Annotated in this window: 13 protein-coding genes and 6 pseudogenes; 6 read left to right on the plus strand and 13 right to left on the minus strand. The window is 61.3% G+C overall.

Translation table 11 applies throughout. From position 1 onward, the window contains the following. Positions 1-20: 20 nt before the first annotated feature. On the plus strand, positions 21-899 hold the full coding sequence (locus tag AC5WJ1_RS28925; protein WP_494477343.1) for an alpha/beta hydrolase: 879 nt from the start codon (positions 21-23) through the stop codon (positions 897-899). Here the strand turns inward: AC5WJ1_RS28925 and AC5WJ1_RS28930 are convergent. Further along, positions 873-1,076 (minus strand): annotated as a pseudogene (locus AC5WJ1_RS28930) (IS630 family transposase); the annotation flags it as partial. The gene AC5WJ1_RS28925 and the pseudogene AC5WJ1_RS28930 overlap by 27 nt on opposite strands. A gap of 98 nt (positions 1,077-1,174) precedes the next feature. On the opposite strand from AC5WJ1_RS28930, the gene AC5WJ1_RS28935 reads away from it, so the two are divergent. After that, positions 1,175-2,188, plus strand: coding sequence for an IS110 family RNA-guided transposase (locus tag AC5WJ1_RS28935; RefSeq protein WP_435385428.1), 1,014 nt, complete (start codon positions 1,175-1,177; stop codon positions 2,186-2,188). 515 nt (positions 2,189-2,703) lie between these two features. On the opposite strand, the gene AC5WJ1_RS28940 is transcribed toward AC5WJ1_RS28935, so the two are convergent. Next, positions 2,704-3,444 carry an IS6 family transposase gene (locus tag AC5WJ1_RS28940; RefSeq protein ID WP_494477344.1) on the minus strand — a complete coding sequence of 247 codons (741 nt, stop codon included), beginning with the start codon at positions 3,442-3,444 and terminating at the stop codon, positions 2,704-2,706. Positions 3,445-3,482: 38 nt separating this feature from the next. Here AC5WJ1_RS28940 and AC5WJ1_RS28945 point away from each other — a divergent pair. Continuing rightward, positions 3,483-3,656 (plus strand): annotated as a pseudogene (locus AC5WJ1_RS28945) (IS6 family transposase); the annotation flags it as partial. Positions 3,657-3,777: 121 nt separating this feature from the next. On the opposite strand, the pseudogene AC5WJ1_RS28950 reads toward AC5WJ1_RS28945, so the two are convergent. The 10 genes and pseudogenes from AC5WJ1_RS28950 to AC5WJ1_RS28995 all read right to left on the minus strand — a co-directional run. Continuing rightward, positions 3,778-3,912, minus strand: a pseudogene (locus tag AC5WJ1_RS28950) (replication protein RepA); the annotation flags it as partial. A 207-nt stretch (positions 3,913-4,119) separates the two neighbouring features. After that, a complete protein-coding gene (locus tag AC5WJ1_RS28955; RefSeq protein WP_494477345.1) occupies positions 4,120-4,521 on the minus strand; it encodes a hypothetical protein in 402 nt (133 codons plus the stop codon). Positions 4,522-4,638: 117 nt separating this feature from the next. Further along, on the minus strand, positions 4,639-4,893 hold the full coding sequence (locus AC5WJ1_RS28960; RefSeq protein ID WP_494477346.1) for a hypothetical protein: 255 nt from the start codon (positions 4,891-4,893) through the stop codon (positions 4,639-4,641). A gap of 836 nt (positions 4,894-5,729) precedes the next feature. Next, positions 5,730-6,995 carry an IS256 family transposase gene (locus AC5WJ1_RS28965; RefSeq protein WP_022540107.1) on the minus strand — a complete coding sequence of 422 codons (1,266 nt, stop codon included), beginning with the start codon at positions 6,993-6,995 and terminating at the stop codon, positions 5,730-5,732. Positions 6,996-7,287: 292 nt separating this feature from the next. After that, positions 7,288-7,797, minus strand: a pseudogene (locus AC5WJ1_RS28970) (IS110 family RNA-guided transposase); the annotation flags it as partial. 162 nt (positions 7,798-7,959) lie between these two features. Then, positions 7,960-8,934: an IS5 family transposase gene (locus AC5WJ1_RS28975; protein ID WP_115216929.1), complete on the minus strand. Its 975-nt coding sequence runs from the start codon at positions 8,932-8,934 to the stop codon at positions 7,960-7,962. Between the two features lie 75 nt (positions 8,935-9,009). Continuing rightward, positions 9,010-9,501, minus strand: a pseudogene (locus AC5WJ1_RS28980) (IS110 family RNA-guided transposase); the annotation flags it as partial. A 280-nt stretch (positions 9,502-9,781) separates the two neighbouring features. Beyond that, positions 9,782-10,123 (minus strand): annotated as a pseudogene (locus AC5WJ1_RS28985) (transposase); the annotation flags it as partial. 156 nt (positions 10,124-10,279) lie between these two features. After that, the gene (locus tag AC5WJ1_RS28990; protein WP_494477347.1) at positions 10,280-11,899 is read right to left on the minus strand and encodes an IS66 family transposase; all 1,620 of its coding nucleotides are present in this window, start codon (positions 11,897-11,899) and stop codon (positions 10,280-10,282) included. 13 nt (positions 11,900-11,912) lie between these two features. Then, on the minus strand, positions 11,913-12,092 hold the full coding sequence (locus tag AC5WJ1_RS28995; protein WP_494477348.1) for a hypothetical protein: 180 nt from the start codon (positions 12,090-12,092) through the stop codon (positions 11,913-11,915). A 285-nt stretch (positions 12,093-12,377) separates the two neighbouring features. Between AC5WJ1_RS28995 and AC5WJ1_RS29000 the strand changes: the two genes are divergently transcribed. After that, positions 12,378-15,317 carry a Tn3 family transposase gene (locus tag AC5WJ1_RS29000; RefSeq protein WP_494477349.1) on the plus strand — a complete coding sequence of 980 codons (2,940 nt, stop codon included), beginning with the start codon at positions 12,378-12,380 and terminating at the stop codon, positions 15,315-15,317. A gap of 48 nt (positions 15,318-15,365) precedes the next feature. Here the strand turns inward: AC5WJ1_RS29000 and AC5WJ1_RS29005 are convergent, their stop codons facing one another. Continuing rightward, a complete protein-coding gene (locus AC5WJ1_RS29005; protein ID WP_494477350.1) occupies positions 15,366-15,623 on the minus strand; it encodes a hypothetical protein in 258 nt (85 codons plus the stop codon). Between the two features lie 461 nt (positions 15,624-16,084). On the opposite strand from AC5WJ1_RS29005, the gene AC5WJ1_RS29010 reads away from it, so the two are divergent. Together AC5WJ1_RS29010 and AC5WJ1_RS29015 are read left to right on the plus strand one after the other, a co-directional pair. Next, positions 16,085-17,893 carry a ShlB/FhaC/HecB family hemolysin secretion/activation protein gene (locus AC5WJ1_RS29010; protein ID WP_494477351.1) on the plus strand — a complete coding sequence of 603 codons (1,809 nt, stop codon included), beginning with the start codon at positions 16,085-16,087 and terminating at the stop codon, positions 17,891-17,893. Positions 17,894-17,910: 17 nt separating this feature from the next. Beyond that, complete coding sequence (locus tag AC5WJ1_RS29015) at positions 17,911-18,171, plus strand: hypothetical protein (protein WP_494477352.1); 261 nt, start codon at positions 17,911-17,913, stop codon at positions 18,169-18,171. The last annotated feature ends 9 nt before the right edge of the window (positions 18,172-18,180 follow it).

The raw sequence follows: 18,180 nt of genomic DNA on the forward strand, positions 1-18,180 counted from the left end.
GCAGCAGTGCAGTGCCTCGAATGAAAGTGAATAAGACAGTGGACGGAAAGTTGTTGGGTGGCGCGGTGGGTTCACGCAAGACAGCGGCGGCTCTTTTGATCCATGGACTCGGCGGTACCGAACATGAACTGCGGCTCGTGGAGAAGACACTGAAGGGAGAGGGATACGAAACGAAGTGCGCTGTACTGCCTGGGCATGGCACGCGTCCCGAGGATCTGGTCGGCGTGCGCTTTGAGCATTGGCTCGAAGCCGTATCCCTTCAATATCTTGAAATGCGTGCCGAGTATGAAACCGTTCACATCGTTGGCATGTGCATGGGCGCCTTGCTGGCGCTCGCACTGAGCCAACTGGTCGGCGACCGGCGTGGCAGGGTTGTCGCGCTGGCGGCACCGGTGTTCCTGGATGGCTGGTCGCTGCCCTGGTACCGGACGCTGCGGCATCTGGCTTATCGCGTTCCCAAGGTGCGCGATAATTTCCGCGTGAAGGAATCCGAGCCGTTCGGCGTCAAGAACGGCGTACTGCGCGCGGCAATCAAGGCCCGCTTCCTGCGGGGCGATACCTTCCATTATTCGTGGACTCCGCTCGCCTGTATCCGCGAGCTCGATCGCCTGCGCAGCTACGTCCGCAAGCGTGTCCGGTGTGTTACCCGGCCGGCACTGATCATCCATGCCCGTGAAGATGAACTGACGAGCCTGCGTTCAGCCTACTTCCTCAGCAAGCACATTCGTGCCGCAAAGCTGCTGGTCGTGGACGAGAGCTATCACATGCTCAGTATCGACAATGACCGCAGGCTGGTCGCCAACACCGTGGCACAGTTTCTCGCTGAAGACGAGTGTTCAGGGGTCGCTTCAGAAAACGGAAAATATTGCACGCTAGTGTCCTGCCCCACTAATACGTGAGCAAAGTTGGTGCAATTTTTCGAGAATCGAATCGGCAGTAGCAGTTCAGCGAAACGGCTGGCAGTCCGCGTTGTAAGCGGTCACGAAATGATCGATGCGTTGGACCAACTGCTTGACGCTGGTGAATGAGCCGCGGCGGATGGCCTTATCAGTAATCAGGGAGAAGAAACGTTCGACCGGCTTTGATAATCATATAGCCGGTCGTGGCCTCGCCCTGAGAAGTGGTGAGGTTAGAGTCAAGGTGGGACGTGCACTTTGACCTGACGGAGGCCGACATGAAGTACTGCGGAATAGACCTGCACTCGAATAACAGTGTGGTGGTGGTCAGCGATGTGGAGGATCGTATCGTGCTACAACGGCGTCTGCCCAATGATCTGGAGCAGATCCTGTCGGCCCTTGCTGCCCACCAGGATGAGCTGGTTGGCGTCGTGGTGGAATCGACCTACAACTGGTACTGGCTGGTGGATGGGTTAATGGATGCCGGCTACCAGGTTCATCTGGCGCACGTCGCAGCGATCAAGCGGTACGAAGGATTGAAGCATAGCGGAGACGCGGCCGATGCCGCCTATCTGGCGCAGTTGCTACGTCTGGGGCTATTGCCTGAAGGTTACATCTATCCACGCGAGCAGCGGGCTGCACGCGACTTGGCTCGCAAGCGGATCCAGCTAGTCCGGTGCCGAACCGCCCAGATTCTGGCGATCGAGAACCTCTTCGCGCGCCATACGGGCAAGTCAATGAGCAGTCGCACGGTCAAGCGCATGACCACCGAGCAAGTGGACGCGATCGGCCTGCCGGCGGACGTCGCACTCGCGGTCAAGGCAAATCTTGCGATCAGCGACGCGTTGCAACAACAGATTGCCATCCTCGAGAAACGGCTAACCGAATGCGTCAAACTACGAGCCGAGTATCTTCTGCTGAAGACCGTGCCCGGGATCGGTGAAACGCTGGCCACCACCATCATGCTGGAGACCGGAACGCCAACGCGGTTTGCGGAGGTCGGCAAATTCAGTTCGTATTGCCGCTGCGTGGACAGCGCACGGCAAAGTAATGGCAAGAAGAAAGGCGAAGGCAACACCCGCAACGGCAATGCGTATCTCGCGTGGGCCTTCGTCGAGGCGGCCAATTTCACCTTGCGCCAATGCTTACCGGCGCGGCGCTTCTATGAACGCAAGCTTCGCGCCACGAACCGGTTTGTCGCGCTCAAGGCCGTGGCCCACAAACTAGCGCGCGCCTGTTACTACATGCTGCGCGAGCAGCAGCCATTCGATGTGAACCGATGCTTTGTTTGATGGTTCGGCGCAAGCTGGCGAGCCAGTAACGTGACTGGCCTGCAACCAGGGCTTTGATTGGACGCTCCCCCTGCGCCGACCGACTGTTTGCTGATGATTGAATCGCCCAGGCCGTGAGCCACCTAAAGACTGGCGTCGCGTGCGATAGCCAAGGCATTGTAAATACGCCTTTGGACACGGTCTGGCACCGATGGTTTTCTGGGGCGGTCAGCGCCGCCAGGGCGGCTGCGGATATTGGCGCAGCCAGCTTGATCCCGATGGGTGTCTGGCGCGATTCAGTTCGCAGCCAGCCAAACGAAAACATGGGCGCGATTTCGCTCCAAGAGCAGCACGGTAGTGATTGCCGAATGTTTCGTTGGGTGCAGGGGTGATGTACTGCTGCATCACCCCTGCATGCTGCATCACCCCTGCACCCAACGACGGGGTAGTGTTGTCCCTTGACTCGGGTCGGCTAATGGGTGTCACATTGTTGGAAATTGGCCGAGAAAAGCCGCAGGGCAAGTGTGGACCGCCGGTCATGCCATCCAGCGGACGCACGAAGCCCTTTCCCAGGCCTGCATGGCCTGGGTGCGAGCCTGCCGTTTGTGCTGGGCATCGCGATGGTATCGACACCCCATGAAAAGGTTTGAAATCTGTCCATGCACCGACGCGAAGCGTTGCAGGTGGCGCGCCGACTTGAAGCGGCGCATCACCTTTTCTCGTACCCGCGTGGGCTGGTGGCTGTTCTCGGCCCGGTTGTTCAGCCCCTTGTGCTGCCGGTGCTCGACCGTCAGACCCAGCTCGTTGTTGGCCGCCGCGTAGCTGCGCAGCTTGTCAGTGACAATCACACGCGGACGTCCATGGCGCTTGAGCAACTTGCGCATCAGCCGCTTGGCCGCGGCCTGGTCGCGCCGGCTTTGGACCAGTACGTCGAGCACGGCGCCGTGCTGATCCACCGCGCGCCACAGCCAGTGCTTCTTGCCGCGGATGGTCACCACGACTTCATCGAGGTGCCACTTGTCACCCCGGCCCAGTGCTGTGTTGCGAATGCGTTTGGCGACGGCCAGGCCGAAGTGCACTGACCAGCGCCGCACGGTTTCGTAGGTCGCCTCAATGCCACGGGCGGCCAGCATTTCCTCGACCATGCGCAGGCTCAGCGGAAACCGGTAGTACAACCACACGGCATAGCGGATCACCTCGGCGGGAAAACGATAGCCCTTGTACGAGATCGGATTGGCGGCTGCAGGCCAGCTGCAACGAGATGCTTTCTTCTTCATCTCCTCATCTTACCCCGCCGCCAAACGTGACAATACCCCACCGGGCCATCAAACGGCGAACGCGGCCCATGCTCGGGTTCAAGAAATTCCGATGCGCACGCATCATCGTGGGTGGCATCGAGACCATGCACATGATCGCCAAGGGGCAGATGAACTGCCCCAATGGGACCCGTTTGTCCGCCGCACAGCAATTCTATTCCCTGGTTTCATAAACCAGCCCGCTTCACTTGCTGGCTTCGCCGCGCCGGCGTTATCGCGACAGAACCACACGTCGCGGCGATCAAGGCTGCTGTTTCGCATGAATGAGCGGCAGCAGATCGAGCAGAAAGAGGGGGCGCTTAGGGGGACCGGCTGCAACACCGGCCCATTCCCTTCATCGAGCATGCCGGCCTGCACGTTCACCCAGGCCGCGCCGGACTGGCGCAGAAATTCGCGGCCGTCCACCTTGGCGCGAGGCAACCCATAGCGAGCTCGGACAGTCTGTGCCATTGATCGGGCCAGTGCACGGCAGCGATGGCTACCGGCGTAAGAACGGAAAGCGAGACGCGGAAGAGCCCGAGTGGTCCCAGTGCGCTATCCGCACCTGGCTGAGCCGCCCGCTCTGCAGGTCGCGTGGCCACCAGGATGTGGGGTTATGTAGGCAATACCGACGCGGTTGCCGCGTGATACCAACCCTCACGCCCTACGATGCGCATCCTTATCCAGCGTCCGCTCCGCCTCATCACCCGTTGCGCCCTTGTAAAAGAGATGCACTCCAATCGCCAGCGAATCATTGCGAATTTCTTGGAGAACTCTCCATGCTTTGCGCGGGTCGCTGAACGCCAGGTAATGGGTTTCCTGTTCGATCAGTGCGGCCACCTTGTGCAGGCCGTGACGATGCAGGGCGCTGACCAGGGCGTCTAGGCTGCGGTGGGTGCGGGCGTCGGTGCGAGGGTAGAGCATATGGAGCACGGCGACCTCCTGCTCCGCAACAAGTGCCGAGAGAGCGACAACGATTTGCTGATGATTGAGCGCGGTGACGATGTGCTCGGGGTTGTCGGCGTGCTTGGCGAACAGGGCTGCGGGGATGGTTGTCATGTCATGACCTCCTTGCTACTGACTGCTGAAGGGGCGGCGCGCCGGAAGCGGCCGCAGCGGTTGTCTGGCTCCGGGCCGCCATTGCCGCGAGGGCCGTGGCCGGAATTCCTTAACCAATCAGGCGCCGTCGGTGTACGGGTCGCGGGCATCCTGGACGCCGCGTGCGCCGTCGGAGTATGGGTCGCGGGCATCCTGGACGCCGCGTGCACCGTCGGTGTAGGGGTCGAACTTGCCGACGCGGGCAACGGCGCCGTCCAGGCGGGCGAGGTCCGAAACCGGCGCGGCGGCGTGGGCGACCGTGCCAACCAGCGCGAGGCCGATGGCGCAAAGTGCGGAAACAGCGAGGTTGCGGCGTTGGGCGGGGGTCTTCATGATGCAATGTCCTTTTCAAGTGTGCGGGCGGCGCCGCATGACCTCTACTGTAGGCCTCGCATCTGGGCAGATAAAGGGTTAACCCTTGGGAAGACTGTTCGCCATTCTGGATAATGACCGGGTCGACGTTCAGGCGGCGCATCCAAAGATTCGGGCGCGCCACAGTCGAGTCGCCGTCGGCAGCTCGTCGTGACAGTGCCCTCGGCTACGCGGTGGGCCTCCTGGGCGGCGGTCTTGCGCTGCTCCTGGTGCGCCTGGTCGGCGCCCGTTTTATACGGTTGGCGGGAGGTACAGTGCGGATTGTGCAATCCAAAAACGAGGAAGGAAGTGTATTCAAACATTTTTCCGGTTGCCCTTTCCCTAAGGACTGACCAGCTGACAGGGCGGGGGGCGGTACGCCCTGTCCGGCCCCCGGCGCTTGTAAATTCCAACGCTCAATGCTCTCGGCGCTAGCTGCCAGGAGAAACGACGATGAGCAAACAACGCATTAAGGTGACATTTGTTCGCAAAGGCTTAAGAAAAATTCAACTACATTTAACCTGGCCCTGCTTTCCGGGGGCACTCTCCTTGTTTATGCCAGGCGACAGGGACCGCCTGGCTTTTTTTTGGTTCTTATATGAACGCGCCTCGTCTTGCTAGGTGAACGCAAGGGTCAGGCTCGACAGAGGGTTGGTTGCAGACTTATATCCGTACATGGACTCCCGCCTATGAGCAAGATCGGTGTGCATTTTGAAGGTCTCGACTGCGTCCGTACATTCGGCTTTTGATGTGCCTGTCATCGGCACGAGCCGAGATAAAGTCAAATCTGGTGTATGAAGGTTGATCGTGGCCGGTCGTCAGGCGGCGAGTTTCTGCTGAACCGGCGGATTGTCTTGCGCCGGGGCACCGTCCTTGAAGGGGACGCCCTTCAAGAGCAGTTCGATGTGTTCGGCACCTTTGATGCGGCGCCATGTTTTCTCGGCTTCCTCGATCAGCTTGAAGGCCAGGCCAAGGAAAGTCGCTCGTGACACGCAATTGCGCGTGCGCGTCGTGCGGTGACGCACGGTCGCGAAGGTCGACTCAATCGCGTTGGTCGTGCGGATGTGCTGCCAGTGCTCGGCCGGGAAGTCGTAGAAGGTCAGCAGGCTGTCTCGGTCCTTGGTGAGCACGCCGGTGGCCTTGGGGTACTTGGCGCCGTAGATCGTCGCAAAGCGATCGAAGGCAGCATAGGCATCTGCCCTGGTGGCCGCCATCCAAATCGCCTGCAGATCTGCCTTGGCGCGGCCGTGCTGGGACTTGGGCAAGGCGTTCAGGACATTGCCCATCTTGTGGAACCAGCAACGCTGGGCGCGCGTGGCCGGGAACACCTCCTCCAGGGCAGCCCAGAATCCCATGGCGCCATCGCCGACCGCCGCCAGCGGGCCAGCCTGCAGGCCGCGGGATTTCAGGTCCAACAGTACTTCCACCCACGATGCCTTCGATTCCCGATAGCCGTCACCGATCGCCACGCGCTCCTTCCTGCCGTCTGGCGTAACGCCGATGATGACCAGCAGGCATTGCCCGTCCGATCCCTCGCTACGCAGACCCGTGTGGATGCCGTCCACCCACCAATACACATGGCGCGCCGCCGACAGATCACGCTGATTCCAGCTCGCATGCTCGTCTGCCCACTGCGCCTTCAATCGGCTCACCACGTTGGCCGATAGCCCTTTGGCATCCTCACCAAGCAGCACCGACAACGCCTCGCTCATGTCGCCTGTCGATACTCCCTTCAGATACAGCCAGGGCAGCGCTGCACTCACCCGCGGCGACTTCCTCACATACGGCGGCACGATCGCCGAGTTGAACTTCACGCCAGACCCGGACCGATCGCGCACCTTGGGCACCTTCACGGCAATCGGGCCGGCCCCCGTCAGCACCTCGCGCTCCGGGAGGTAGCCATTGCGAACCACGGCGCGCTGCCCGCTCAACGTCTTGACGTTACTGAACTGCTCAAGCAGCTCTGCCAGCTCCACTTCAATCGCCTCCTGGATGACCCGCCGAGCCCCGCGCCTGATCAGCTCCTCGAGCCCAAGCCCGATTTCCGATAGACCGACTGCTTCTTTCCCTTTATCCTTGCTCATGGTGGACCTTTCTTGTGCTGGTTTCCGATCTCGACAATCAGATTCTCAGCGGAAAGCTCCACCGCCCTCTACTCCGCGCCTCAAATTCCCCGCCCGTACACCAGTTTCGACTTTAGCTCGCACGAGCCATCATGGAAGTTTGCGCGCTTGCCCCTCATCGGCCTCCTGGCTTCGTAACGCAGCCGCCGGATATATCAGGATCTGCAAGCGCCGGTCTGACCGTTTCGCCATGCTTGCCGCTTCTTGCGCAATCGTGGATGGAGTGAAGGTATCTCGATGTGTTACAGGACGGCTACGCCAACTTGAAGCTGTCACTACTGGTCAATATTGCCCACGCTATTCGCGCCGTCTTGTTCGCGAGAGCGATTGCAGCGACGCTCACATGGCGGCGCTGCATCACGGCTTTGATCCAGCAACTGTGTCGGTCGTCACGACGCCCGACGAAGCGCATCACCGCCCGCGCTCCCTGGACCAGCAGAGTGCGGAGGTAGGTGTCGCCGTGTTTTGTAATGCCGCCCAGCTTTGACTTGCCGCCGCTTGATCTCTGCCTGGGCGTCAGACCCAACCACGCTGCGAACTGCCGCCCATTCTTGAACTGCAGTGGATCTCCGACCCCGCTGAATAATGCGGTCGCCACGAGCGGTCCGATCCCAGGTACCGTAGCGAGACGCTGGCAGCTTTCATTGCGTTTGAATATCTCGGCAATCTCAGAAGAGAGTTCGTCGATCCATCGCTGTAACGCTGCCAACTGTTCGAGGTACATTGAACCAAGTCGCCGAAGCAGTATCGTGATGTGGGCGTCGGCGTCATTAATTAAGGCTACGCTGAATAAGCTGGGTAAATTGAGTCACGCAGACTGATCAGGAGCCTGTTTGGCCGGAAAAATGGCTCTGGTGATGAGAATTTTCCCTCGTGCGCCCCCAAATTGGGGGTGTTGGTGGGGCGCCCGCCCCGCATTCGCCCTTTATGGGCGGACTGCTCCCATCAGATGCCCTCGACTCAGGTAGAGATTGGCCAGCGCCAGCGCCGTGAAGGCCCGTCCGCCATTCTTCTTCAGGCCACGGTAGCGGACTTTCGTGAAGCCCCACAGGCGCTTGACCACTGCGAAGACATGTTCAACCCGGGCGCGGATCTTCGATTTGTTACGGTTCTTCCCGCGTTGCACTTCATCAATCAGCCCGTTCCTGCGGGTCCGTTGATTGGTGAAGTCCTTGGCGTGCGGTGCCTTTGATGCGATCAGCTTCTGCTGACTGGCGTACGCGCTGTCACCGTAGACACGACGCTCTTGCCCGTGCAGTAGCTGGGGCAGCGCATGCTTGTCGTGAATGTTGGCCGGCGTCACCACCGCTGAATGCGCTAACCCGCTTTGGCTGTCCACGCCGATGTGCAATTTCAACCCAAAATGCCACTGCTGACCTTTGCGAGTCTGATGCATCTCGGGGTCGCGTGCCTTCTCTTGGTTCTTCGTCGAACTGGGTGCACTGATGATCGTGGCATCCACAATGGTGCCGGTCTTCAGCTTCACGCCACTGGCTTGCAGGACCCGGCCAACCTCAGCGAACAGGCGTTCGGCAAGCTGATGTTTCTCGAGCAGCCGACGAAACTTCAGCAGCGTGGTGGCGTCCGGCACCGGCTCACGGCCCAGGTCAATCCCTACGAAGCGGCGCAGGCTGGCACTGTCATACAGGGCCTCCTCGCACGCCAGATCTGCCAGGTTGAACCAGTGCTGCAGAAAGTGGATGCGCAGCATCCGCTCCAGACCAATGGGCGGTCGGCCATTGCCTGCCTTTGGGTAGTACGGATCAATCACGGCGCACAAGGCCGACCACGGCACGATCTGCTCCATCGTCGCGAGAAATTCCTCACGTCGCGTTGGCTTGCGGTGTTGCTCGAAACCTGCACATTGATCTGCACCCGCTGCCAACGTCATCTGCTTCATGTTCATCTCTTTGCGCTCGTGATTCTTCAAATAACGCACCTCATCACGATTCGGAGGACTTGATCAGCATTGCCTTAAAGCCACGATACCCTGCCTTAACTGGACAATGCCTATCGGAAAGATGAACCCCTCTTCGGCAAACATGCTCCGTATCTGGTTTGACTTCGCTGTTCGCTCGTGAACGAGCCGCTCACGCATACGATGAACCGACTGCAATGATTGCTGTTCGGCGCTTTTGATCGGGACCGGATGAATGCCCGGTCGTGACACCGCGGCACAGATGGCTGAAGCATCGTTCGCATCGTTCTTGCCACCGACCACAAAGGGCTTCACATATTGCGTTGGCAGCAAGCGCACCGTATGTCCCTGTGAGGTAAGTTCACGAGCCCAGAAGTGTGAACCGTGACACGCTTCGATACCGATCAGGCTCGATTCCAGTTTCGAGAAGAACTTCAACACATCTGCTCGGCGCAGCTTCCGCTGTATGACAGGTCTGCCGCTGCGATCGACGCCATAAACCTGGAACACGTTCTTTGCAATATCAAGACCGACGGTGAGCGTAGGCATCTCGAATCTCCCAAAAGTGGCCCCGGAAGTGTGCGCCCCGGAGGGGGCGGGAGTCCATACCATCAGCCTCATCGTGCAGGCCATGCCTGCGGGCCCTGATGGAATTCGCCAAGAGCGCTCTCATCTTCGCCACGTGCTCAAAGCACCAGAACCAAAGCAGGCTTGCGCTCTTGCGGTCCAACCTGTCACGCCATCATCTATACGCTTACCATCGCAACTTGCTGACGAGGATTCGTCACGCTAAATCAACGGCCACGTGTCAGTGAAGTCGGCGTACGAGCTACGCTGGCTTCACTGACACGTGGTTCTTTTCAAATGCAGTTCCGTGCACCAGCAGTGCCCAAGCAGTGCGAACCATTTTGTTGGCTATGGCCACGGCGGCGACGTTAGTCGGTCGTCTCTGGCGCAGACGGTCGCACCAGATTCCCTTCTCTTTCGATCGGAATAGCACCGTGCGCGCTCCGTGGATCAATAAGGTGCGCAGGTAGACATCGCCGCGCTTGCTAATGCCTCCGAGCCGAACCTTACCCCCTGTGCCGGTTTGGCGAGGTACCAGGCCGAGGAAGGCGGCCAGCTCTCGTCCTGACTTGAAGGCTCTGGCGTCTCCGACGGTTGCAACCAGGGGTCCCCTTGATTCTGGTGCAGTTTACCGGGATAGCGCTCCCTAGCACCCATGCGGGTTTCCGGGCGGTGACCGGGGAAATAGTCATGTAAATCAATTAGTTGCTGTCTACTATTGTAACTTCTCAATAATGCGGGGCAAACGGCGGCACGCAGCTCAGGTGGAGAGAGCGATGCGCTGTTCGAGGAGGTGGGGAAGGAGGGGAATGTAATTGGTGTGTGAGATGCGGTCGGCCAGGTAGTCCCAGAATGAGATTCCCAGCTTTCGACAGGTCTTCTTCAAGCTCGAGAAGGTGTCACGGCATTGACGACCGAGTTCGCTGCGCGTGCCGCCACTGATCTTCTGCTTTTTCACGTGGTCGCGAATGTCCCGTTCACTGCCGTTGGTATGCAGTGGGACCTCGGGGCGTTCGAGCACCAGGAGCAGCTCGGACTTGTTCTTGTGAAGACGTCTGAGCAAACGGTCCAGCGTCGCATAACGGGTCTTCTGGATGAAGACTGCGTCAAAGCGCTGTTGCAGTTCGGCTTTGCGCTGGATCGTCGGATTCTGCTTGTATTCCTTCAGATCCGCATAGAGCGACCAGATGTCGCTGCGCACCCGGGCAATATCCTCTCGATGTAGGTCATTGAGCGGCAGCAGCTTGTGCACGAGACGCTCGGCGTGGACCCAGCATAAGCCGTGAATCAACACATTGAACTGTCCCGCATCATCGCTGATGATGGCCAGATCCTGCGCTACGCCACGTCGCCTCAAGCTGCCCAGTAACGCCCCTTCGGTGGCGATGTTCCGGTGGCGGGTAACGTCCATGCCCAGGCTGTCCAGATGACACAGCCACGCACTCTGGTTGGCAAAGCTCGCGCACTCATGCTGCCGCATCCCTTCCACGAACGCCTGTGGGAGCTCATGCTTTTTCATGTAGGAGAGGGCCTCATCGTTGACCTGGTAGCCATGTCCCGCTGCGAGCAGTTCGAGGAAATTGATGCGGCTCTTCGTGCTTGTGCTTTTGAACCAGGCGAAGTGCTCGTTACCGATGTGGGTGACGTAGCCGTTGCGGCCCTGATGCCGCGTGCCGGTGTCGTCGACCGTCACATACGCCGAGAGCGCCAGCCCCGTCGACAGCAGACCGTCCTTTTCCTCGTGGAATCGCTCCTTGCCCTCCTGAAGCAGCGCATTCATCTGCCCGGACGAGATCTCGATACCCCATTCCCGCAACTGCTCGCACAGCAGCGGCTGCGTCACGTGGCAGTGGTGATATTGGTACAGCACGTAACTGACCAGTGTCGCGCCAAAGTGGCTGCCGGCAACGGCCTTGGGCAGTTGCCCGGTCACCGTGTGACCGTCCGGAGTCTGCCAGCGTGCGAGCCGGTAGCGCGTATTGTGGGTCCCGATCACGAGGTCTTGCACCACGAAATCCCGGTAGCCCTTGAACCGCGAGCCAGATGGGATCGACTCGGCCGGCTGGATGACTTGCTCGCAATCGATCTTCAGCTGCCCCGTCTTGCTCCTGGCGGGCGATCCGCGTCGTCTGGCTGGTTTGCCCTGCTGCTGCCGATTGGACTCGCTGGTTTTGCCGGCCTCCTCATGCATACGGCTTGGCTTGAACGTCGGGCGCTTCTTCTCTCCCTTGAGCACCGCGACTTCGTCTTTCATGTGCCCTGCGTTCTCCACCAGACGATGGATGAGCTCCACCAGCCCTTCTCCCCAGGCCAGCACCTTCAGCACCGCCGGCGTGCGTTCGGCCTCGGCAATGTACGGCGCGACAAGCTTCTTCTTCACGGCCGCAGTCAGGCTACGCGCGCTTTGCAGCTCTTCTCAGCTCGGCGAGTTCCTGTTCCAGTTGCTCCGTCTCCTGCTGCAAGCCATTGGCCATGTCGACCAATCCCTCAACCCATGCCAGCACCTCAAGCTCTTTCGCCGTTAATCCTTCTCGCGGGATGTCCGGCAGCGTGAATTTTTGGCGAGTGGTCATGATCGGGCAGCGTGGATGGCGACGGCGAAAGTTAACATCTCCACCCAGCGTTTACAAGCGGAACTCGTTGCGGCTTGCGGCAAGGTCGCGCCGATATTTCCACCCCGATATTCCACTCACCGGCCACGCCTCACCACCTAGCCTTGCCCCGGCTTATTGAGAAGTTACCTACTATTTCCCCACCAGAAGAATTGCCTTCTAGCGCACTTTCTTGGCGCGTGCGTTGCGTCCCCGTCGCATTGCCTCTAATCTCGGCGGTCCGTCTCACGCTTGGGAGAAAGCGCGATGGATCACTGGCAACTGGCGTATCTCGGCATGCGGCAGATTCCGCGCGAACTCAGCGAGTTCGAGCTTGCCACGTTCTTCACCTTCTCCGCCAAGGAGCGGGCCCTGATCGACGCGCGGCGCAGCCACCTGTACCGCCTGGCCTGCGCCGTTCACATCGGCTTTGTCCGCATGACAGGCCGCACGCTCGATGCCTACAAGCAGGTGCCCAAATTCCTCTGGGCCTTTGTTGGCGCGCAACTTGGCATCACCCCGCCGGATATGGGCACACTGGGTGCCCTCTATGACGGGCGCACCGATACCCTGGTGGACCACCAGATGTTGGCCTACAAGGCCCTCGGGTTCAGCCCAATGGCGGAACATCAGCGGCGCTACGTGACGCGCTGGCTCAAGGAGCGGCTGGCAGGCCAACCGAGCCGCAGTGACCTGCTGCACGAATTGAAACGCTGGCTGTACGAACACCGCATCCTGATCCCACATGACCGGGCGCTGAAACGACTGATCAGCGAGGCCGTGGAGGCCTCCGAAGCGGCGCTGGCCGAAGCGCTGGTGCAAGCCTATGGCGAGGCCTCACTCGACACGTGGGGTACCTTGCTCCCGCGGCCCGAAAGCGATCGCGCGAGCCTCCAGCAATGGCTGTGGGCGGTCCCGCTGCGCAACTCCACGCATCAGATGGGCGAGCTGTTTGACAAGATCGACCGACTGTACCAGTTGGGCGTCCACCAAGGCTGGCCGGCGGTCTGCAATGAGGCAGTGGTTCGCCACTACGCGCGGCGTTGTGCGAATCGCCCAGCATCAGTCAGCAAGCGGGTTGCGCAACAGTCCCGCCGCCTGGAAGCCGCATGCTTCTTGCGCTATGCCTTATGTTCCGCCACGGATCAGCTGTCATCCATGCTGCGGCACTGGATTCGCAAGTCCGTCAACGATGCGGGACGCCTGATCGACGCCGGCCGGCCGGACCCTGGCGTTAAGCTGCGGGAATTCGCTGCCGCCGTCAAGGCGCTGGTTGCCGACGAGACGCAGACACGAGAAGCCCTTTGCCAGCAATTGGGCGCCCTGGCCGACGCGGCGACCTCCCAGAATCTGCCAAGCCGAGCCAGCCTGATCCGCGCACAACTCCTGTCCCGACACCGGCAAGCCAGGGCCATGCTGGGCAGGTTGGTTCGCCTGCCATTCGCCGCCCAGTCGGCCCACCCGGTGATCGAGGCCATGGAGGTGCTTCGCAAGCTCTATGCACGCAGGGCCGACTGGCTGCCCGATAAAGTGACGATTCGATTGGGACGCGCCTGGCAGCCAGCATTTGAGGGCCAGGATCGCAAACGGGCGCTGGCGGCCTTCGAATGGGGGACGCTGTTTGCCCTACGGGTGGCGCTGCGTAATGGCTCGGTTTTCCTGGACCACAGCTTCGCCTACCGTAGCCAGGCGGCACTGCTGATCTCCAACGAGGATTGGCAGGCCCGGCGTAACCACTTCTACGGCCATCTCAAGCTACCGCAGGACGCCAAAGCATTTCTGGAGCCCGTGGTGGCGCATTTGGATGCGGGGCTCGCCAAGTTGCGCGACGCAGCCTTGCGCGGCGAACTGAAGATCGATAGCGCGATCCATATCGATCCGCTCATGGCAACGAAGCCGGTAGCCTCCGTGGAGGCGCTGCGGCGCGCGCTGTTCGAGCGGCACCCCGGTGGGCAATTGCCGGAAATCCTGCTGGAGATTGATAGCAGCACCCACTTCAGTTGGCTCCTGCTGGGCCGGGAGCCGCATTCGCGCAGCGAGCTGCTGATGGTCTACGCCGCGGTACTGGCGCACGGCACCTCGATGTCGGCGGCAGACCTCGCACGCATGGTGCCGGAGTTGTCGCCCAGCGCGATCCGACAGATGATGCATCGCATCGCAGACGAGCGCAAACTGCGCCAGGCCGCCGATGCTGTCCTGGTCTTCATGCATCAGCACCCGATTGCCCAACACTGGGGGCGCGCCGATCTGGCGTCGTCGGACATGATGTCACTGGAGACCACGCGCACAGTCTGGCGGGCACGGGCCGATCCGCGCCGACGCACGGCATCGATAGGCATGTACACGCATGTCCGCGACCGCTGGGGCATCTTTTACGACCAGCCGATCCTGCTCAATGAGCGGCAGGCCGGCGCGGCCATCGAGGGCGTCATCCGCCAGAACGGATCGGAAGACGTGGCGCAACTGGCTGTCGATACCCACGGCTTTACCGATTTCGCCATGAGCCTGTCCCGGCTGCTTGGCTTTGATCTTTGTCCACGGCTTGCGCATCTGCGCGACCGCCGTCTCCATGTGCCCAGGAACCACGATGTACTGGCGGAATTGGCTGCGGTGACGGACGCGGATGTCCGGCTGGATCTGATCGAGCGCGCCTGGGACGAACTGGTCCGCATTGCGGCATCGGTGCAGAGCGGGCAATGCACCGCCGTCCAGGCGCTCCTGCGCTTTGGCGCGGCGGCGAAGGGCCAGCCTGTCTATGAAGCGGGCGTGCATCTCGGCCGGCTGTTTCGCACCATCTTCCTGATTGACTATTTCACCGCTCCCACATTCCGCCATGAGATGCAGCATGCCCTGAACCGAGGCGAGGCGGTCCACACGGTGCAGCGGGCCATCCACTACGGCAAGATTCCGCTCGAACTGACCCGGCATGACGCGTCCCTGGCTGCGGTCTCATCGGCGCTGACCTTGTTGTCGAATGCCGTAATGGCTTGGAACACGCTACACATGCAGCGCGCGCTCGATGCGATCGAGGCCATCGGCGGCGAAACCATGCGCGCAGAAGACCTGCGCCAGATTGCCCCGACGCATCTGGAAGGCATCAACTTGCGCGGCACCTTCGAGTTTCCCATCGCGCGCTACGCCCATCGACTGCTGCCGAACGCCGCGACAGCACTGGATCAGCTGGCCCGGCATCAGCAGGCCGGCTAGAGGCAGCCGAAGCCAGGAGTCAGGGCCAGTCTTCCCGGGCCATCGCGCCTACCGCCCACCCAGCTTTGCCGAAATGGCCCGTGCCAGCGGTTCGATCACCGCGCGACGACGCTCAATCACGCTGGCCGGCCCCGCGGCGTAGACCTCGCAGTCGAGCCGGGCGCCGCCGCCGGGGGCCGGCGTCAGGAGGATACGGCCCAGCTTGCCGATAGCTGCATGTGACAGGTGATAGACGAAGGTGCCTCCCGGCATCAGCTCGCGCTCAGCCGTTACGTCCTTCGGCCAGGCAAATGACAGTGTGGCCATCGATAGTCTCCAGTTGGGGAGGGCGATACGGTATCGCACAGGTGCTGCTAGAACGGCTCGGCAGCGTGGCTCGCCCTATTGTAGAACCCCAACCGCTGGGAGTCGCGCAGGGGTGCCAGCCCCCTGATGCCCGTCCGCTGGGCCAGTACCGGGACTCGACACACCACCTGAAGAAAATTCCGCATCCAGTTTCGGATTCGTCCTATATCTCCCCATGCTCGTCGTGGATACGCTCTGGCCTGTCACACGTTCGCGCGTGTTGACCCCCGCTGGTAGTTGGTTGACCCCGCCTACCTGCACTCGCGCCCAGGCTGCTGCTCCCCGCTGCAGCCTGGTTTTTTTGCGTGGTGACAACGGATTGTGAATTTTTGTCATAGCCGTGTCGAAGCCCACTGGGAAGTGGGAGCATTCCGTCCCAGTCGGAAACTCCGTTCAACAAAAGCAACAATTGAGCTGAATGCATGGGTCAGTGCCTTACCCCGTTCCTGCGTCGCGCTGTACCCGCCGCCGCTAGTCTGCTGCTGGCGGGGGGCGCGCTCGCCCAGGCCCAGCCGGATATTGAGGAGGCGCTGCGCCATTCGCGCACCGAGCAGAACCAGCAGCTTCAGCGTGAGCGCAATATCGAACAGGCCGGCGAGCGCGCGCGCCAGATTCAGGCGCCCAACGTGTCGCTGGACGGTGCCGCGGCCGAACGCGAAGCGCTGTCGACGCAGTTGCCGACCGAATCGCCTTGCTTTGCCATTACCCGCGTGCAGCTTTCAGTGCCAGACGCACTGCCGGGGAGCATCCGCGCATTGGGCGCAAGCGCGTTGCCGCTGGACACCTTCCGTTTCGCGCAGGAATACCTGGATCAGTATGCCGGCCAGTGCATCGGCCGCGACGGCGTCAACACCATGGTCAGACGCCTGGGCGCCCAGATTCTTGGCCGAGGCTACACGACCACCCGTGTGGCGGTGCCCGAGCAGGACCTGTCGACCGGTGTGCTGCGCCTGTCCCTGATCCCCGGCGTCATCCGCCAGATCCGCTTTGCCGATGAGACCCTGCGCGGGAGCTGGAAGTCCGCTTTTCCCGCACGCCCCGGCGACCTGCTCAACGTGCGGGACCTCGAGCAAGGCCTGGAGCAGATGAAGCGGGTGCCCAGCCAGGACGTTGAGATGCAGATCGTCCCGGGTGAGCTGCCGGGTGAGTCGGACGTAGTGATCACGGTGCGGCGTACCAAGGCCTGGAAGGTCGTCGCCTCGCTCGACGATAGTGGCAATACCGGCACCGGCAAGCTCCAGGGCAATTTGTCGCTCGGCATCGACAACCTGCTTGGACTGAACGATCTCTTCAATATCGGCTACGGCCATGACGCCAACGTCAATCAGGGCGGACGGGGCACGCGCGGCTTCAATGCCTTCTACTCTGTGCCCTGGGGCGACTGGACGTTCGCCACCGCCGCCAACAGCAGCGATTACTTCCAGCGTATCGCCGGCGTGAACCAGGTGTTCGAATCGAGCGGGAACTCGAAGAACGCCGAGCTGAAGGCCATGTATCTCTTCCAGCGCGACCAGTTCCAGAAGAACAGCCTGCAGTTTCGCATCGGCCACCGCTGGAGCCACGCCTTCATTGAGGACACCGAGATCCTGAACCAGCAGCGCAGCACAACCTTCGCCGAGATCGGCTGGCTACACCGGCACTACTTCGGCTCTGCGCAATTCGACTTGTCGGTCGCCTACCGCTTCGGGGTGCCTTGGCTCAACGGCCAGACCGAGGTGAAGACGATCGTGCCCGACGCCCCGAGCCAGCGAGACAAATTCCTGTACCGCATCGGCCTGCTGGACGCGACGCTCTCGGTGCCGTTCGCCGTGCCGCTCTCCGCGGAGAGCCGGTTGCCGCTGCGCTACACCACCACCTTCCACGGTCAATACTCGGACCGGCAGTTACTGGCCTCCGAATTCCTGTCCATCGGCAATCGCTGGACGGTGCGAGGCTTCAGCGGGGACGTAACGTTGGCCGCGGAACGGGGCTTTTACTGGCGCAACGATCTGGAAGCACCCTTGGGCAACACGGGCCACAGCTTCTACGTGGGGCTGGATGCCGGCACCGTAAGCGGTCCGAGCGCTGCCTATCTGCCGGGCAAGACCCTGGCTGGCACGGCGATCGGCCTGCGCGGCTCGCCCGTCAAGGGCCTCTACTACGACGCCTTCCTGGGCTGGGCGCTCTACAAGCCCGACGGAGTTCCCACCCGTTCGCCGGCAGGCGGATTTTCCCTGACCTATCAGTACTGACCGTCGAAGTTTGCGTCATGAAGCGCTCGCTGTCCTTTTCACTCCTGCTGACTCTGGCGGCCTGCCACGTGCAGCCGTCGGAATCTGCCGCCGATGCTGCGGCGCACCCGGCTTCGGGCCCCCCGGCCGATGCCGCTGCGCCGTCCCAGTATTCCTTGCTGCCGCGACCGGACGTCCGTGATGCCAGTGGCTTCGGCTTGCGCCGTAACCTGCTGTGGCTTCCCGTTGCTGTGCCGGTTGGTGAACCACCCGTCGACACGGGCGCGGCCGGAACCTGATTGCCCATT

Source organism: Cupriavidus sp. MEYA8, from assembly GCF_059278825.1.

Coding starts and splice junctions, on each gene's coding strand:
- AC5WJ1_RS28925 (WP_494477343.1), top strand. CDS start 21: ATGAAAGTGAATAAGACAGTGGACGGAAAGTTGTTGGGTGGCGCGGTG.
- AC5WJ1_RS28935 (WP_435385428.1), top strand. CDS start 1,175: ATGAAGTACTGCGGAATAGACCTGCACTCGAATAACAGTGTGGTGGTG.
- AC5WJ1_RS28940 (WP_494477344.1), bottom strand. CDS start 3,444: ATGAAGAAGAAAGCATCTCGTTGCAGCTGGCCTGCAGCCGCCAATCCG.
- AC5WJ1_RS28955 (WP_494477345.1), bottom strand. CDS start 4,521: ATGACAACCATCCCCGCAGCCCTGTTCGCCAAGCACGCCGACAACCCC.
- AC5WJ1_RS28960 (WP_494477346.1), bottom strand. CDS start 4,893: ATGAAGACCCCCGCCCAACGCCGCAACCTCGCTGTTTCCGCACTTTGC.
- AC5WJ1_RS28965 (WP_022540107.1), bottom strand. CDS start 6,995: ATGAGCAAGGATAAAGGGAAAGAAGCAGTCGGTCTATCGGAAATCGGG.
- AC5WJ1_RS28975 (WP_115216929.1), bottom strand. CDS start 8,934: ATGAAGCAGATGACGTTGGCAGCGGGTGCAGATCAATGTGCAGGTTTC.
- AC5WJ1_RS28995 (WP_494477348.1), bottom strand. CDS start 12,092: ATGACCACTCGCCAAAAATTCACGCTGCCGGACATCCCGCGAGAAGGA.
- AC5WJ1_RS29000 (WP_494477349.1), top strand. CDS start 12,378: ATGGATCACTGGCAACTGGCGTATCTCGGCATGCGGCAGATTCCGCGC.
- AC5WJ1_RS29005 (WP_494477350.1), bottom strand. CDS start 15,623: ATGGCCACACTGTCATTTGCCTGGCCGAAGGACGTAACGGCTGAGCGC.
- AC5WJ1_RS29010 (WP_494477351.1), top strand. CDS start 16,085: ATGGGTCAGTGCCTTACCCCGTTCCTGCGTCGCGCTGTACCCGCCGCC.
- AC5WJ1_RS29015 (WP_494477352.1), top strand. CDS start 17,911: ATGAAGCGCTCGCTGTCCTTTTCACTCCTGCTGACTCTGGCGGCCTGC.